The organism is Marinobacter sp. DS40M6 (genome assembly GCF_028581595.1).
In the GTDB taxonomy this organism is placed as follows: domain Bacteria; phylum Pseudomonadota; class Gammaproteobacteria; order Pseudomonadales; family Oleiphilaceae; genus Marinobacter; species Marinobacter salarius.
On record NZ_JAFCAE010000002.1, the window covers coordinates 80,766 to 98,298 of the forward strand.

Below are 17,533 nucleotides of genomic sequence, written 5' to 3' on the forward strand. Positions count from 1 at the left end.
CTTTCCTATCCCTTTGTATCCATTAATATCAAGCAGAAACAGACTGCTTGGCATGAGCACCGATAACATCCCGAACCTGGCTAGGATCGAACACAGTATCAAAGCACCAGGAACCAAATCCTCCCTGCTCGTTGACCGCTTTGATCCATGTGTCCATCGCTGCACGCTTGGCCCGATTCTGCTCTGAATCCTGGCCTTTCACCTCCAGTACCAGAGTCTGTCCACTTTTCAACCGAATGAGATAGTCCGGAACAAAGTTACGGGATGAGCCATTCCACAGGTATCGTACTTTGAAACCCAGATGATCGTTCTTTGCCCAGGCGTGAATCGACTCATCCTTCTCGCAGATGTCCGCCACCGGTTTCTCCCAGGTACTGTCATACACTACATGGCTAATTTGTGACCGTTCTGTAGGGCGGCAGGGTTTGGTAGTCAGCCATGGGCGCATTTGTGAGGTCGCGCCAATCGGTTGGTGCTCATCGAACAATGCCTCCAGGCGCTCAACGTTCTGCTTGCTCACGAAGCGATTCACATGGGTAACTACGTTGTCCATATTCAGAGCAAACAACAATCTGCGACGCACCGGGTCCTGATGCCATAGGCTTGGGATATCGAGTTTGTCTGACTCCAGAAATTGCTCAACAATTCGAATCAGCTGCACCGCCAGATACTGTTTATCTCCTTCAAAACCGTCGTTACTACTCAAGAACAGTTTTCGTGCGGCCCGAAAGATCAGGTGCTGCAAGCGGAAGTCTTCTACGGCCTTCTCAAGGTCGATCTGAGAGACCTGCGCGAGGTTTGGAATGCCCGTCAACGCGGGGGCAATCTCAGCGTTGAGCGGAGTCTGAGCGGGATCCAGCGTCAAAGGCTCCACCGCGCGCCAATCCATCTTCAATTCAGGCTTGAGAACGGTCTGAACGCGGTCAATATTGGGCCAGCGTATTTCGAAGTGGTTTCTGCCTGGCTCCACTTCAACACGCACACTCGGTTTCGGCGGCGGAGGTGTTTCGCCACCCTCACCGACTTCCTGGAATATCGAAAGCGGCACGCCGAACACATTTACGTACTCCGGAATAAACTTACCGCTTTCGTCCATGTCGTGAGCGACACGGCGTAGGCCTCGACCAATCACCTGCTCACAAAGAAGCTGGCTACTAAACGCTCTCAGGCCCATGATGTGAGTTACATTGGCGGCATCCCAACCTTCGGACAGCATGGCCACCGAAATCACGTTCTCAAGGTTCTGTCCAGGCTTGCCGCGCTTCCCTACGGTGTCGACCAGGGCCCGTAGCTGGTCCTCTTGCTTCTCCGCCAGCAGGGCCTCTTTCTTGTCTGTGGGCAAACCGGATGCCTCTATAATTTCCTCAAGCCGAGCAACGTAATCTTTATCCTTCGTGATGCTCTCACCACGCTCTGCTTTTTCCAGAACCTTTGAGTCCACCCGTAAGGTAGCCTTTGGGTTCTGGGTACCGGAAATCAGGCAATCACCGCTGTTAAAAAAATGCTCAATACGAGAAGCAGTTTCCGTCCGGTTACAGACAGTCAGCAGCACTGGCGGAATGGTATGACCGTTTTCTTCCCAGCTCTTCGCCGTCTCCCGCCAGTCATAGGCAAGAATCGCATAGGCTTTCTGGACCAGATCCGGAAGCGGATCGGTGGGCTGAGCCTTCCTGGCTAGGTCCTGCTTTACGGCATCATCACGATACAGATGGTAGAGCTTGCTGGCATAGGTCTTCGCATCAGGCAATGCATCATCCCGGACCACGATTCGAGGCGTTTTTACCAACCCCGCCTCAATCGCATCGTTCAACCCAAAATCCGAGATAATCCACTCGAAGAGCCCTTTCTCAGTATTCTTTTTGCCTGTCGGAGAAAACGGCGTTGCCGTTACGTCGAAGCAGCGACGAATACGGCGGGTTTTATGGATGCGGTCGAGCCCCTCAATCCATCGCGTTGCTTCCTCCAGGTCGATCCCCATTTCCTCCGCTTCTTTCTTACTGACCTTTACTTCAGCTTTCTGACGGTAGGCGTGATGAGCTTCATCGTTGATGACCAGGATGTCTTTAAAGGAAGCCAGCTTGCCAAGTACCCGACGGGTGAAAGCTTCATCGCTTTCCTTGCCTTTCTTCACCACTGAGCGAGTTTGTTCCTTCAGGGGCATCAGGCTATGCCAGTTCTCAATCACCAACGCTACCTGGTTCAGCTTTTGGCGCATTGCTTCGTTAGGGCACAACACAAACTCGTCGTAGACGTTGTTTTCGTTGCCTGGGTTCAGAACCTGCAGTCGACTTTTAACCGTCAGGCCAGGGGCCACCACGAAAATGGCTTTGGAGTAACGCTTGTCTTTCGGATAGGTGACGGCATTGAGGGTTTGCCAGGTAATGATCAGCGCCATCAGGGAAGTCTTACCAGACCCGGTGGCCATCTTGTTGCAGATACGCTCCCATGGCCCGCCATCGCCTTGCAGGAAAATACCTTGGCGGTACTCTTCCGGAGCCTCCAACCACCAGATCAAAGACTCGATGGCTTCAAGCTGACAATAGTAAAACGGGTATGGTCTCGGACCACCGTTCCAGCGTTTTGAGTCAGGATCCCACTCACCTCTGGAGTACCAGTGGTTGAGCAACTCCCGGGATACGCTAGTTACACCTGGCCAACCGGCATCGCGCCACTCATCTACTCGCTGGCGGATCCGGTTGACCGTTTCCAGTTCCTCTACCCGTCTGGTGTTGTTACGGGGGTCGTAAAGCTCGTAGGCGGCAGGCCTGCGACCCTCAACTACCCCAGCAACCCGACCATTATCATCCTGAGACCAGAATTTGTTGGGCTTGTCATAAGGTGAATTGATCACCAGGGAATTCGGTTTATCGGCCATAATCCCCTCCTCAATCCAGCCTGATGACTTTCAGTGACTCAATACCCCTGTCGTCGACAATCTTGACCGCGATGCAGCGATTATCACCTGGCTCGAAAGGAATAGATTTGGTGCCATGGAACTGGTCCAACAGATCTTCATTGAGTTCCGCACGAATATCTTTCTTTAGCTTGTACCAGCCATCTTTCTTACCAGCCATGGGAAAGAAAACCTGACGGGCATAGAGTGAACGGTTGTCGTAATCCGTATCGAGCTGCCACATAGCGATATTTTTCTTCCCACCAGATTTAAGCTCACCGGTTTTAGTATCGAAATAATCGAAGCCGTGGACCTCAACCTGAAGCTTACCGCCCTTTAGCTCATGCAGTTGAACGTCTGGCTGTCCCATCAGCCAAAAAGATTCGTTACTTGCACGACCTTTCTTAAGATCAGTTGTGAGCAAATCGGTATTCATCTGAACTTTTAAGGCGTGAATACCCCTTATATTGTCTATATCTTTCGCAGCCTCTGGATCAAAATTAAAAGCACAAAATACCAGCATTTTAGGCAATGGGAATAAATCACCTGCATCACGCATAGCGATTTCAACTTGCCTTTGCTCTAGAGCGGCATATTCAGGCCCAAAACTTACAGCGACTCGCTCCCCCGTATCCGCCAGCGTTCCAATTGCATGAATATATTTAGACTGAGGTAATACTTCCAAATCTTGGAGCTTCAGTTTCTGTCCGGACTTACCTCGAATCCCAGTCCTGAGCAGTTCATCCCTCCACAACGAATGACGAGAATTTGCGCCGGATCGTGCAATAGCCACATCAGCCCTCTCAGGCTTCTCAATGTCGCCTAGACCCAACACTGTGGCGAATGGTACCGCTTCAACTGTAAATGGGCCGGTGATTCTTAGTTTATTTTTGCTAACCCGAGGGTCGTCATAGAGTGTCTCTTGTCCGGCATGCGATGCGATGCTGGCATCTATTTCTTCTCTCAAGATGGCGCGCAGCTCTTGATACTTCTCAAATTGGCCCTTTACAGATTCTGGCCAAATTTCGGGTAACTGATAAGGAACCTCCCAAGAGAGAAGTTGATTTGCGCTAACGTTCTCGCCTGTTTCTAACGCCTCTGATTTCTTGTTATCAGGTGAGAACCGAACTGTTTTTCCAGCACGTGCGCCAACCTGGACCATAAACTCCGCACCAGCATCAATTAGTGCTTTGTTTAAATCAGCCAAACTGGCTTGCATTTTTTTCTGATGCCTATCATATATTTCGTCAATCTCAGCGTTATTTGCGAACGATTTCAAACCTATCTTAGGTTGAGTCTTATATATGAATCCCCCGCTTAGGCCTTCCTGCGGGAACTTTAACTCAAAATAAGGAAAGCTTGACGTAATCATTCGTTGCTTTGCTAAAGTGATAGCAACTCTAGAAGTGTCACACGTAATCCACCGGCGCCCCCACTTTTCTGAAGCGAACGCAGATGTACCCGAGCCACATGTCGGATCCAAGACTAAGTCGCCCGGATCAGTTGTCATCAAAATACAGCGCTCAATTACCGTTGGAGACGTTCTCACGACATACTGCCCCTCTCGATCGCCGACAGTATCCAGCCACGCAGACGATAACTTTTTAAGCGGATAATCCTCTAGAAAGTAACAATATCTAAGGTTTTTCTCTCCTTGAACACCAATTCGATTAGCCTTTTTTAGCCTATTCATCGCCCTCTCATTAGAAATCCAGGACGCACCTGGCTTTGGCCTATAAACCCTTCCCTGGAAATCAAATGGAAACACATCTTTCGGAGAAAAAGATGGAGGATAAAGGGATACTTCAGAATATACTTTGCTCCCAGACGGCAGCGGATCTGTTCCTCGTCTCTCAGCCGTTGTTTTCTTCCTTCTTGAGCCATCTGGCAGCTGAATATCGACCCAATGCGCATCCCCATCAAGAGATTGTTCTTGGAATAACTGACGATATTTTGTTTTATCCTTGTCTTTACCATACCAAACCAAGTAATCGCCCATTGACTCTAAAAACTTAGCGCCCAATGGCATAGTTTTTTTTCGGAAATATATTTCAGATATAAAATTATTAACCCCAAAAATTTCGTCCATTAATTCTCGAACATGATGGATGTTCTCGTCAGAAATTTGGACAAATATACTCCCAGATTCAGCCAGCAACTCACGCGCCAAAAGAAGTCGATCCCTCAGATAGCTCAAATATGAATGGAGCCCAAGCTCCCACGTATCGCGAAAAGCTTTAATCATTTCGGGCTCTTGGGTTAAATCTTCATCTCTTCGGTCTTTCACATCCTTCTTGTTGACAAATGGCTGAAAATTAGACCCATACTTTATTCCATAGGGTGGATCAATAAATACCATTTGGACATTGCCGCCCATTCCCTCTTTCTCTAGCAGAGAATTCATGACCAGTAACGAATCCCCCGCAATCATACGGTTAGCCCAGTCTCGCTCATGCTTGTAAAAATCTATTGCATCCCTCAGCGGCAAGTTCTCAAACGGAGCGTGAAACAAGTCAGGTTGAAGAGCTGGTGAGGACTTTCCCTTCGAGTCTTTAATGCGTTTTTGAACTGCCGCCAAAATAGTGGCCGGGTCAATCCGCTCATGAACATGAAGCGAAACGGTATCCACCTCGAAACTGGTGCGCTCGGCTTTACCAGTCCAATTCAGATAGGGAGCCTGCATACGCTTGAGCTCAGACAGATCGCCTCGCTCCCGCTCCAGAAATTCCTTACCAGCTACTCTCTTCCGGAGATTGGTCACCACTTCTCGGATAGCAGACTCGTTGTCAGCGGCTAGGGCATGATCCAGCCACATCAACAGGTCATCTTTCGCCTGTTTTGCTTCGACCTCTCGGGCGTGTAGCACATCCTCAATCAGGTCTTCGACTTGAGACCTGGTTGAATCGAATTGCAGCTCTGGTGAGAGGTGCGGGTCATACTGCCAGGTCGCTTTTTGCTCCTCTCCGTCGGAATGTGTATCCACCATGCCAACGTGAGGATTGTTCTTCCGCTTCTCGTCGTATCGGTACGACAACACCTGACTGTGCTCCCCCTTTTTCTTTGCCGGCTGGCGAGGCGCTTTCGGTGAGGCTGGCTTCTGACTGGAATAGACGAGATCTTCCTGTGACGGCGCTTGCTGAGCTTGTAACTCAAAACCATCAGGCATCGCTTGCTCGCCTGCCGCAGGCTGGTGTAGGTAGGTTGCACCCCCGCGTCCACGCCCTTTCCCAATAGTCCCCTCATCGAGGAGCTGGTTTCGAGCCGCGTCAAAATCCTCATCGCTGATAGCAAGTTGATGGTCGTTGCGAATCTGGTCTTTGAGGCTCATGTTGCCGACGGTTGATCCATCCTTGGGTAACAAGGAAAGCAACAGGGATTTGATCTGCTCGATATTGGTGCTCATTAAATACTCGCTGCGAATACTTGGTTCCGTCCTCCCCATCGTTGCGACAGGGCTGGCAAGTGGCCAAGCCGATGGGCTCAGGCTTCGGCCACGCTCTCTAATGTTGTCAGCTGGTAAAAGTAGCAGAAAGAGACATAAACATCAGTTGTTTATCTCACCTAGTTCTCCGAAGCGGAGCGCTAATCAGCTTTGTGCCTGGGTTTCAGAGATGAGTATCAAAACTGATCCGCCTCACAAACCAGGTACTCCAGCCGGTCACTCTCCACCGCCAGCACATGAGCACAGTAGACAAACTCCCGCCAGTGCAGGCTATCAACCGGATGCACGCAGCGGCCGACAATCTCTTGGCTGTCATTAAGCATGAACTCGACCACGTCGGTAGAACGATTCCGCTCCCAGGTCAGCTCTACAATTTTCTCAACAGCCAGTGCACTCACAACGTCCGAGGGCACTGCTGAGCTTATAAAAATACACTGCCCGCCGCACTCCGACAGGAGAACTGTCTGAGAACGCTGCATCTCACCCTCTGCGAACCAAAACCGGAGCCCCATTGTTCGTCCGGAATCGACCACCTCCACTTTCAGGGTCTGCTCACCTACCTGGATATTCTGATTTTGCCGCAGTCGTTCCAGATGTCGAAAAACGACAGAGCCGGGCAGTTGGTCTTCCTGCGGATCATGACTTTCATGAAACCGGTCAAGCAGAGCCGTCATATCTCTCTCAACGGTTACAATCTCATCTCCCACCAGCATTTCTGCATCGTAGGCCAATCGCCAAACGTTTTTGGCAGTTTGGTAGGCAAATGTTCTATGGAGCGTGGTCCAGGATTGTTGGTGCATCAACGTGGCCAGTTCACCATGGGTACTCACCTGGACTTGCATTCCACGACCGTCTTTGTGATCAACCACAATTCGGGCAAGGATCTCCCCTGAGGCCCTAGCTGTCGTCAGACGGACTTCTGCCACATCGGATACCTGTCCGACCAGGTCGCTGACCTTCAGGTTAACGTTCAACGGGAACCGAGCGTCCTCACTAACACCGAGCGATGACGCAATCAGTCGCTTCGCCTGATCGACGTTCGCCTGCACCTGCTCTTGGGTCTCCCTGATCTGCTGTTTGAGAAAACCCAGGTGCTCCAGATCAGACCTCGGATCTGCCGGATCAAATGGACTCTCCAGGAAATCTTTTATTTGCGGTTCTATTCGGGTGCGATCTGCAATTTCCGCTTCCCCTATCTCCTCTTTGTCCGAAGCAACGGTGTTTCCGATCTCATGAAGCGAAGCCATGTACCGGTTGATGCTTTCCGAGAGGCGACGAATCTGAACCCGCTCAATGCTCTCTTTCACATGAGGAAAGCTCACCTGTATTAAGTCATCATCGTCAGGATTATCGTAGCTTCCATTGGTGAGCCGCCGCTGCGCCAGCGAGCCAACACGGTCAACCCGACCGTTCTTCTGTTCGATGCTTACTGGCGAGCCTGATACGCCGTAGTGGACAACGCTGTCACAGAACAGGTGCAGGTCTTCGCCTTCCTGAAACACGTTCGTGCTCACAAGCACCCGCGGATACCCTGGCATACGGAACTTTCGGGCTTGGGCTGAGCGTTGTCCGGGCGCATTGGTCTCACCCGTGGCGCCAATGACCGGGGCAATCGGACTGAGCTGATTACTCAGGTAACGACGATATTCATTGACACCCAAGTCGAAAATACCCGGGAGGTTGGCTTTCAGTATTGCCGGCAGCTCATCCGCCAGCCCTTTTAACTCACGATAGGTGGAGAATCCGGGACTTCGGGACTGCCGCGATAGCTCCAGTACGAAGTCTTTAATCCAGCCAGTGAGTACGTTGCTGCTGAGATCACCTTCTCCCTGCCTCAGGCGCGACACGTATAGATCAATCATGCCGTGGCCCGTGCGCAGTGCCGTCGATACAAGTGCGGAGTGGATATCTATAGTCCGCAGCAGCTCTTGTGTGTTCTCAGGGATAACGTGAGCTGGTGTTTCAGTCAGCAGGCCAAGCAGCTTTCCAAGGCTTGGAAGAATTTGCCCCTTCAGCTCATCGTTGGCTTCCAGTTCAGAGAACAAACTTGGCAAACAGAGCTGTTCTCGAACATCTGGAGGGGTAAGTGGAGTCCCGTCCTCTTGCGACTTCTGCTGACTGAGGGAGGCTCGGAGATGGTCTCGCAGTGGCGTAAAAGTACTAAATCCAAGCTGGTCGACCCAAGAATTAAGAAAGAACAGTTGCGACAGCCTGAATTTACGGAGGTATTCCTGTGGCTGAACCTGTCCGAGTTCGGCAAGGGACGCTTCAGTGGCGGCAGCCAAGCATTGCTCGATCGTCCGGCGTAGGTCCACCCCACTGTAGAAACAGATGAGTTGAACCCAATTGATGTCCAACAGCGGGCTCGCCAGCCGTTTGGGCAAAGAAAGGCTCTGTTTCACTTGGTAGGGCGTGACCAAATTTGTCCGATTATTCTGGTTTCTGAGCTCAGGCGACTCACCGCGGAAGAACCAGTTGAAGAGATTGTCGTTCTTGGGTGGCTGCCGAAGTTCAGCCTCTCCGGTGTCGCTCTCTTCTGAGACACCTTCATCTATGCGTTCATCCCTGTATCGGCTGACTTCACGGTACTCTTCAATCACCCCTTGCAAAGAGCCCCATGCTTTGGGGAAGTCTTTCAGGCGTGACTTCAGATAATTGATCAACCAATCGTCATAGCATTCATCGAGTTTCTGCTTCAGTTCTTTGACGCTTTTTACCCGGCGCACAAATACAAGCTGTTTGCGGTTCTCTTGAAAAACCGCATTGGCTAACTGCTTTGCAACGGTGTCCATTTTAGGGTGTGGCAGTGACCGCCCGAGATCTGCATTCACATAGCTGTCGACAATGGCACCGACCACATTCCGGTCCTGGGCATCGCGCCCTCTGTCATCCGGATCTTCACTATCGAACTCCACCCGAGGGGAGCGGGTGGTTTCACCATAGCTCTCGAAGGATGCGAGCATGCCCATTTGAAATGACGGCGAGCCATGCTTGTGGCCAAGTGCATCGCCGACTTTTTTCTGAACCAGGGCCGTTACCAGCTTCTGCTCGTCCGTTGCCAGCTCAATCGCGGCCTTTGGGCCGTCACGCCATTCCACACGGTACATGTTGCGAGTGTATTCCCGGTCGCCTATTTTCAACCGGTTGAGGCGACGTACCATGAATCGCGCAATTTCCTCTTTGTCCGTTACGGACTGGGCGTTACTTAGTAAGCCATCCTTCCCTACCAGAGCAAGCTGGTTACGTAGCTGTTCCAGATTGCGATCGTAAGGAGTGGCGGAGAGCAGCAAAGCATTGCGTACGCGACGCTGGTAAGGACCGCCCTGCTCGCTTTGACTTTGATAGAAACCCATGACCTGTGAAAGCACGCGGTTTCGGTCACTGCTCTCGAAATTGTGTTTGAAATTATGGCTCTCGTCGATAACCACCAGATCAAAGGTGGGCAGAACGTAATTCAATGCGCGAGCGAACTCGTCTTTTACTCCACGATGAGTGGGGTCTCCATTTGGGAGACGGAAAGCGGGAACCATACTCTGCAGTTTCTTGCGCTGCGCCTTCCAACTTTTAATTGCTTCTTCGTCGTACTCACTACCGGCCTTTTTCAGGCCGAAGCTGAAACTCCCGTTGCGGACAAAAAAGTCAGCATAAAAGCCGGAAGCTGCTGTGCGGATGAGGTCTTCCAGGCTATCGCATTTGGCCACAGGGGCAGCGGGTTTACCCTCTGGAGTGCGCACACGATAGCTGGCGGTGCAGACGTTCCGATCAATAAAGCTGCCATGCTCCCGCAGCCATTTGTCCTGAACGTTGGCACTGGGGCAGATATAGAGCACCCGAAGAGAAGGGTTGAAATAGCGCATCAGCGCTACGACACCAAGCGCTATGTAGGTCTTGCCCATTCCGACTTCATCGGCAAGGTAGCCAAGCCCAATGTCTTCCGTATTGATCATGTTATAGAGGGCTACAGCGCCTCTCAGCTGCACTTCCCCGAGCGATGCCAGCTCCTTTCTGCCGCCACTAAAGTCGAGAATGTTTCGAGCAGTGTCCAGGTCCAGGATGGGGTATGGCTTCATCCATTCACCTCAGCTTCCGTGACCCGATACTGTTCCAGAAATTGATGTTCGAACCATTCAAAGAAACGGTCCCGATCGGTTTCCCGTTCATCAGAAAGCTTGATCAATTTAGTCTCGCGGATTTGCCTGAGCAGCTTATCCACCCGTTGAGACTGTTCGCGGACATGAGGACGAGAGACAAGCTCTTCCGCCTGATAAATTTCCTTGGCGCTGAGCAACAATAGATAGGCGCTAACCGGGTGCAGAGGCTCATCGTCCACTTCTTGCGAACTGACGACTGCTTCAGCGCGAGCAATCAAGGTTGGCAAGCTGTCGACACCGGTACCGGTGAGATAATAGTCCTGCTTCTCCGGGGATGTTTTCTCATCCGTTAAATCGCGCCTCAGCATACGAAACGCGTGGAACAGTTCGGCGTATTCCGAGAAGAACACGTTTTCCAGTTGTGCTTCGTCGGTCAGGCTCGTTTCGCCCCGCTCTCCCAATTCAAAAAGGCGTTTAACCCTCGCATCCGTGAGCAATAACTGTCGACGGTCCGGAGACATCCCTGCATAGATGGCCAATATCTGTTGCGGGGAGAGTGTGGCCAGTTCTGGCTGGGGTTTATGTGACCAGTGTGTCTGCTGGAGCAACACACGATGGGGAGCAATTAGTGCGTCAGAATCGAAAATCCGACCGCGAACCAGAATCAGTGACCCGTTACCAAGAGACCTTTCCAGATCTTGAGTATCCCCCTCAAAATGGCTAAAGGTTTTGCTCAACCGCCAGCCCTGGATCACCGGATTTTCTTCACCGTCTGGTCCGATCAGGTCAATTTCGACCGGGCTGTCAGACCCCACACATCCACTCAGCGTTCTATCCAACCAGTCAAACGCGAGGGAAATCCGGGGCATTTGACCTTGAGACTCTTGCTCTGGATTACCAGGGGCGGGTTCAAGGCGACGTTGGCTTACCTCCGGCAGATCATCTGAGATCGTTTCCAGCAGTGGCTTCGGATCCGTTGGCACCAGAAAGCCGGCCTCGACATTTTCATAGAGCGCCTTATGGGTGAAATTCACGGATCCAACAAAGATGTAGGCAGTTTCACGCCCAATGAAGTTGAAGACCTTGGCGTGTAGTTCTCTGTGAGGCTCCTTGCCTACACCCAAAGGTTCCGCTTCACTATTGAGCCAGTTGGCCCAGGCGATATTCTCAGCACTATCGACATTGGTCAGGTAATCGAGGTTACAGAGCGCTTCCCCGCTGTCATCACGCGGCAACAGGAGACGGACACTGCCGACCCCGAGATGCTTGAATGTCTCATGTAGGCGATTCTTTGCATCATCCGCGAAAAACGGTGAAATAATTTCCAGCTCAGCCGGCTCATCGAAACGCTCGATTTTGCCTGAAAGGAAGTCGATAAAACGCGGGGGATGGGATAGCCCGAAATAGTGCACTGGTTTTGCTTCAGGATCAGCAACGCAGGTTTTCAGAAATCCCTGGATTTTGGCGAGAGCGTTACCTTCAGACTGAACAATGCTTTTGCCTTGCAGGTACTCAAAATCCTGTTTGAGGTGGTGGAGAAAGTCACCATCTCCGCCCACTTGCCCAACTTCTTCCCAATGTTGACACTCGACGTTATCCCACCAGCCTGCGCGGGTAAGGTTATTGGAGCCGGCGGAAATCAATAAGGAATCGGCTTGCCCGGCACCATTCGCTACCAGCAGGAAGCCCAGCTTTGCGTGAAACGCACGGTTGCCTTCCGATACCCCATGGCAGCCGTATTCCATCCCGGGTGAGCTCTCACCACTGATACGGAAGATGTCGTGATCGTAAAAGACATCAATCGGAAGTTCGGCCTCTCTCAAAGCCTCCCGCACCTGAAACTGCTTTACTCGCTCATCAATCGAAAAGGAGCTGTTCTCGGGCAGTAAAAGTGGAATAACGTCCAGCTCAAAGAACTGCGGGTCGAATGTATACGTGGTGAAGACTGCTGCTTTTACCTGTCGGCCCTTCAGGCTGTCTTCGAAGTACTGGGAGATCTGAGCGTTATCCATTGCGCTCCCCCAAGTTGGCTTTCGCAATTCGAAGGTACGAACCCAGGAAGTAGTCGTAGTCCCAGTTGTTGAGGAGAGCCTCTTGAGACTTCAGGCTGGCTGTTTCTGACTTTACTTTGACGTTGAGGATCTCGCCATTTTCGCAACTGACCCATGGAGCTCCCCCGCGCGCTTTCATCACATCGGCATTCAATTTGATGACTGCCTGCACAGCGCTACGATGGTCACCTACTTTCAAATTATCGTTGATCTGGCGAAGTGCCTCCCGGCGGTTCATCCCATGAGGTAGAGCTTCAGGGAGGTGGTCGTACTGGTAATCCATTTCTTCAATTTTTCCCACCACAGCCGTCAATGAGCTGTGGTCATGCCTTAGTAGGTAGTAAAACAGGTTATTGGCAGCGACCAGGACACGCTCCACCTGCTGAATGTCGCTCAAGGAGTCTTTCAATTCCGGTGGTGCAGACGATTGGATCTGATCGATATTCCTGGCAAAGCCCGCAGTTAGTTGCCCCTGTCCAATCAGTTGCTCGGTGACACTAAACAGTTCTTCCTGAACAGGGGCATTGCTGTTCTGGCGTCCGCGAAGCAGTACATCGGTAAGTTTTCGTCGGACCTCATCTTTTCGTATCGCCCGCCAAAACTGAGGTGCCAATCGATCGCAAACCGCTCTGGTGAGGTGGGAGTCTTCCCTAAACAACGAAATGAACTCTTTTGCGTCCAGGTCCTCGGAGATTATTTTCGCGAGATTATCTCCTTCCACCGTCGGCTTTCGCTCACTCCCTTCGACCAGGCCCGAATCTCTGAGAGCCGAACTGTACAAGCCCCACATTCCATAGCTCGCCTGATTACTCAAGATCTGAGCCTTCAACCCAATGTCCAAGTGATCGGACCGGGAGTTCATGTTTTTCTGAACACGGGTGATACCCATAATTTCCTTGCTACCGGACTGGTAGCGAAGGTAAGCCGCCAGCTGTTCGTAACGAAGAAAGGTATCTCGAATCAGCCGCTCACGGGTGTCTTTATTCGCATTTTCATGCAGTTGGTGGGCCCAGTAAAAGCCAAGCAGCGCTACCGTGAAGGTTTCAATAGAGCCGGTAATGGTTGTCAGGTTGCCGACCACCTTTCGGCCGAAATGGGTCCACACCAGCTCAAATCCTAAAGGATCACGTGAGCCCTTAGGCCTGGCCCGGTCATCAAGGAGCGAAAGGAAAGGCATTATTAGTCAGGTCCGTCTTGTTGTTCTCATCGGATTTGTATCGGCATTCAGAGCGTCGCAACTACCTTTTGCTCTACATCAAATGGTTCCACATCATCATCAAACTGATCCTGGAGGCCGTAAGCCATCCGCTCAAGCGGCGCCTGCCTGCCATAACCGAACTTCCGGATTTCTTCGATATATCGTTGGATGAAGGCCTGAGCTCCGAGCTCTCGCCACTGGATGACATGTACGAGCTCATGAAAATGGATGCTGAAGTCATCCGCTACTTTTGGAACGAGGTAGTAGGTATCTTTGTAAGTGATCCCTTCATACTGATTTTGGTTGTCGAGGAAATCGCCCAGGCCGGCCTCCCTCAGCTCCGGGAGGTCAGGCAGAGGCAGCTTGTCCACGACGACGTAAAAGGAAGCATCGAGTAGCTCAGGAGAGTAGAACCCATGAAACGGTCGCTGGAATCTCGAACAGGATTGACGATCAGCGGAATAAGAATCGTTGAGATCGTCAATCCAGGATTCCAAGAAATCGAGCACAGTTTCCTCCGGTTGAACGCTATTACCACTTGACCGATTCGGCCCACGATGGGAAACCGGTGAGTTATGTACCTTTTATAGATGGTTTCATACTGCGTCATCCCCGGACGTTTTCCAAGTCCTGCAGCACTTGCCACTTAGGCAATGACCAACCACCCTTCGCTAATCGTTGAACAGGGGGTACGATAGAGACTGGCCAGATCACAGCCTATCTGGAATCGCTGACGCCGTAATCGGCCTGAGTTTCCCTCTACGGACCACGACCATTGGGAGCGAAGAGGTGGATAACCAAAAGAAAACCGTTGAGGCGCTCCGCGAAGATGTATTCGCCGAAGCAGTGGAGCTATTCGAGGGTGACCGGAAGGCTGCGCTCGCTTGGCTGAATCAACCATTGCGGGCGATCGGCCACGAAGTGCCCTCTGAATACATGAACTCTCCAGAGAACATACAGAAAGTTAAGGACGTCATAGGTCGATTGGAGCATGGTGTCTGGACATGAGTATCTACCGATCGAAGTGAAGTGACGTTATCAGGAATCAGTGTACCGGTGGTGTACCCACACTGTACCTGGAGTGCACCTAAGCCCTCGGCGAATTCAAGACAAGCGCCCATACATTTTGCTGAATTCAGCTTGGGGTTCACCACAGGTACACTAGCGGTAAACCTGACCTGCTCCCCTTTACCTTGATCCTAATTAAACCCAAGCACCGCTCCCTGCCCTGCCCCCCGCAACCCGGTGTTATTTGAGAAAATGAGCGTTTTGACGAGTGGACAACCCTGGGCTCATTTTCGATAATGGTTGCTCTTTCCAGGCAATGCCTGGCCGTGTAGCTGGCACGGTTATGTAAACAGCAAGCGCTTTACCGTCGAACTTCGACCGGTAGCCCAGGGGGCAAAGCCCCCAATCCAGCGTGCTTTTTTTGCACCTCAGCAAACTTTCTGTTTGCTAACTAAACCGCCCAACTTGGGCAATGCCTCACCTCTACGAGCGAATACCGCACGTTAGAGAGATGACCTGACCTGGAGCTGGGAACCCCAGCATTTCCAATGCCTTCAAGCCTTTCAACGGACTAGAACTGGTCGAAAACCCTGACTAAAACCAGATTCGAGCGGAATCGTTCCCCTGGTGCGTCACCACCGGCATGCTCGATTCGACCTGTTCGCCCTTAAGCCTGATCCACGTTTCAGGCGCCCCTCTTTTGCATCGTCACGCTGACCGCGTGACAACTCCGCTACCCCAACAAACAGCATTGGCTGATTTGTTACCCACGGTTCGCAATGGACAAAACCTGTGCCTGCAGCGGCACGACGACACTTCCACCGATCAGAGGAGATTTCCGATGGTTCTGTATCTGACTGCGGCGACGGGGCGGAGTGTCAGCGAGGAGACCAGGCACTCAAACAGCCGCAGGGTTTGCCTCGCATCAGCTGCATTCATTCTCAACTTTTTAGTAACAGGTAATTTAGCAATGAAACAGAAACGAAAAACACCGCGAGACAAAAAGCGCAATTACGGCTATGGCAAGCAGTTGTTGTTCGCCTTCTTGCAGGCGTTAAATGCCCTCTTTGGCCCGAACGACCACTACGGGACGCGCCGAACTCACGGAATTCGGATCAGACTTTTCGTCGAATTCTGCCGGCAACATGGCGTCCGGGACGCCCTTGATATTGATCTGGAGCTCGTGGAGGCATATGGCAATTACCTGCGTCACCGCCTGTATGACGCTTACGAGTGGACCGATGGCAGGCGCGACAACATGATTTCAGTGTCATATGCACACAATCTCATCTCGACGGTGAACACCTGTCTGTACGCGATGCGTCGAAATGAGAAGTTGCACTTGTCCGCTCGCAAAGCGCTGGGCGTGGCCAGATCCAATGTACGAAAAACCCAGATTGAGGCAGACAAGGCGGACACGCAGACGGCGGCAGATCGAATGATTGCCTCTGGCAATGAACGTGGAGCTGCCGTGGTTTTGCTATCGCGTGCCTGGGGAATGCGACCGAATGAGGCCTTCCTGCAGGACCTAGACCGCATGATGCGAGAGGTAACTGCAACAGGGTCCGCGGCTATTCTGGAGGGAACAAAAGGCGGCCGCCGTTGTGGGAGCCGGACAATTAAGGCTGGTGAGTTTCAGCGAGAGACGCTCGAATTCGCTATCTCCGTTCGGCCGGCAGGCTCCAAATGCCTGCTGTCGAAAACGGACAATGTGATCAGCTTTTACCGACGGGAACTCGGGCGCTGCAGGAGAATCCTTAAAAAGTGCGGGATTCCTTCCATCCGGGAATTGCGCTGTGGATTCGCGCAGGACGTCTACGAAGAAATCGTGCGCGGGCCCAGCCCACTCCGCGGCCCTATTGGGGATCGGGTACTGGATCGCATCGCCCGTGAAACGGTCGCTCGCTTGCTGGGGCATGGTCGTCCCCAAGTGACCTCTTCTTACATCGGGGGCTACTGATGAATATCCGGGAAATCACAAAGCGCATCAAATGGAAAGAGGGAACTTCCGAATCGTCGAAGGGTACTTCTGGTGCGACCAAAAGTCGGACGATTAAGCGCATTCAAACGATGGCGGATGCTATTGAGGCGCAGTTTCCGACCGTTCGATACTGCAACCAGATTAAGCTTAAACACATGAAGTACCTCAAGGAAGCCTGGTTCGACAATGAGGGCTTTGCCCCTACAACCATGTCTGATTACACCCGTTCCATGCGACTCATGATTACGGCATTGGACAAAGATCGGCATTGGTTCGGTCACCTGGGCCTGGTCCAAGACCGGACACGCGGAGGGCGCCGAGTGGTTTCACGAGTGACGAAAACGAGGTCAAGAAATCGTCGATGAACGATCGTCCGACTATGCGGGTGGGGAGCTTTGGAAAATTTCACATGCCGAGCCCCCTCCCGGCACCGGTTCAGATTTCCGATGATCGCGATAGGTGATGAGAGAGCTCATTGCCTGGTAAATGCGAATCCACAATCTGAACTGGAGTATCCAATGAGACTGACATTCGACAGTTGCGTCAGCAAACGAACTGGTGAACCGCTGGCAGCCTACGAATCTGAATATGAAGCGTGGAGTTCTTCCGACCACGCGAGCTTGTTCTACGGCCAGGATTTCACGTATTACCAATGCCAGCGATGCCAGCACTGGCACCTAACCCCCAAGGAGCGATACACACCGAGTAAGCCCTGCGAGTTCTGCACTGATAGCGTCGGAGAAACCAAGGGATTGTATTCAACCAAGGCGGGAGCGGAGGCCCGGGCAGAGATCATTGGCCGCGAGAACCACATTCATTTGCGGGTATATGAATGCCCCTACCAAACAGGCTGGCATCTAACTAAACAG

The 17,533-nt window shown here is 51.9% G+C and carries 9 protein-coding genes; 3 read left to right on the plus strand and 6 right to left on the minus strand.

The window, feature by feature from the left end; translation table 11 throughout:
* Positions 1-28 precede the first annotated feature (28 nt).
* The 6 genes from JJO78_RS04405 to JJO78_RS04430 form a co-directional block, all read right to left on the minus strand.
* Complete coding sequence (locus JJO78_RS04405) at positions 29-2,875, minus strand: BPTD_3080 family restriction endonuclease (protein ID WP_273622927.1); 2,847 nt, start codon at positions 2,873-2,875, stop codon at positions 29-31.
* A gap of 10 nt (positions 2,876-2,885) precedes the next feature.
* Entirely contained in the window at positions 2,886-6,296 is a 3,411-nt protein-coding gene (locus JJO78_RS04410; RefSeq protein WP_273622929.1) for a site-specific DNA-methyltransferase, read from the minus strand.
* A gap of 215 nt (positions 6,297-6,511) precedes the next feature.
* The gene (locus tag JJO78_RS04415; protein ID WP_273622930.1) at positions 6,512-10,405 is read right to left on the minus strand and encodes a DEAD/DEAH box helicase; all 3,894 of its coding nucleotides are present in this window, start codon (positions 10,403-10,405) and stop codon (positions 6,512-6,514) included.
* On the minus strand, positions 10,402-12,438 hold the full coding sequence (locus JJO78_RS04420) for a hypothetical protein (protein WP_273622931.1): 2,037 nt from the start codon (positions 12,436-12,438) through the stop codon (positions 10,402-10,404). Before JJO78_RS04420 ends, JJO78_RS04415 begins: the two co-directional genes overlap by 4 nt.
* Positions 12,431-13,582: a hypothetical protein gene (locus tag JJO78_RS04425; protein WP_273622932.1), complete on the minus strand. Its 1,152-nt coding sequence runs from the start codon at positions 13,580-13,582 to the stop codon at positions 12,431-12,433. The genes JJO78_RS04420 and JJO78_RS04425 overlap by 8 nt, the downstream gene beginning before the upstream one ends.
* A gap of 119 nt (positions 13,583-13,701) precedes the next feature.
* A complete protein-coding gene (locus JJO78_RS04430; RefSeq protein ID WP_273622934.1) occupies positions 13,702-14,184 on the minus strand; it encodes a hypothetical protein in 483 nt (160 codons plus the stop codon).
* 280 nt (positions 14,185-14,464) lie between these two features.
* Here JJO78_RS04430 and JJO78_RS04435 point away from each other — a divergent pair, with 280 nt between their 5' ends.
* The 3 genes from JJO78_RS04435 (at position 14,465) to JJO78_RS04445 (ending at position 17,029) form a co-directional block, all read left to right on the plus strand.
* Positions 14,465-14,683 (plus strand): MbcA/ParS/Xre antitoxin family protein, encoded by a 219-nt coding sequence (locus JJO78_RS04435; RefSeq protein ID WP_273622935.1) that lies wholly within the window; start codon positions 14,465-14,467, stop codon positions 14,681-14,683.
* Between the two features lie 970 nt (positions 14,684-15,653).
* Entirely contained in the window at positions 15,654-16,643 is a 990-nt protein-coding gene (locus JJO78_RS04440) for a hypothetical protein (protein ID WP_273622936.1), read from the plus strand.
* A complete protein-coding gene (locus JJO78_RS04445) occupies positions 16,643-17,029 on the plus strand; it encodes a hypothetical protein (protein ID WP_273622937.1) in 387 nt (128 codons plus the stop codon). Before JJO78_RS04440 ends, JJO78_RS04445 begins: the two co-directional genes overlap by 1 nt.
* The last annotated feature ends 504 nt before the right edge of the window (positions 17,030-17,533 follow it).

What these genes read in the sequence shown, in the direction of transcription:
- JJO78_RS04410 (WP_273622929.1), bottom strand. Translation starts at nt 6,296, where the DNA reads ATGAGCACCAATATCGAGCAGATCAAATCCCTGTTGCTTTCCTTGTTA.
- JJO78_RS04420 (WP_273622931.1), bottom strand. Translation starts at nt 12,438, where the DNA reads ATGGATAACGCTCAGATCTCCCAGTACTTCGAAGACAGCCTGAAGGGC.
- JJO78_RS04440 (WP_273622936.1), top strand. Translation starts at nt 15,654, where the DNA reads ATGAAACAGAAACGAAAAACACCGCGAGACAAAAAGCGCAATTACGGC.
- JJO78_RS04415 (WP_273622930.1), bottom strand. Translation starts at nt 10,405, where the DNA reads ATGAAGCCATACCCCATCCTGGACCTGGACACTGCTCGAAACATTCTC.
- JJO78_RS04445 (WP_273622937.1), top strand. Translation starts at nt 16,643, where the DNA reads ATGAATATCCGGGAAATCACAAAGCGCATCAAATGGAAAGAGGGAACT.
- JJO78_RS04405 (WP_273622927.1), bottom strand. Translation starts at nt 2,875, where the DNA reads ATGGCCGATAAACCGAATTCCCTGGTGATCAATTCACCTTATGACAAG.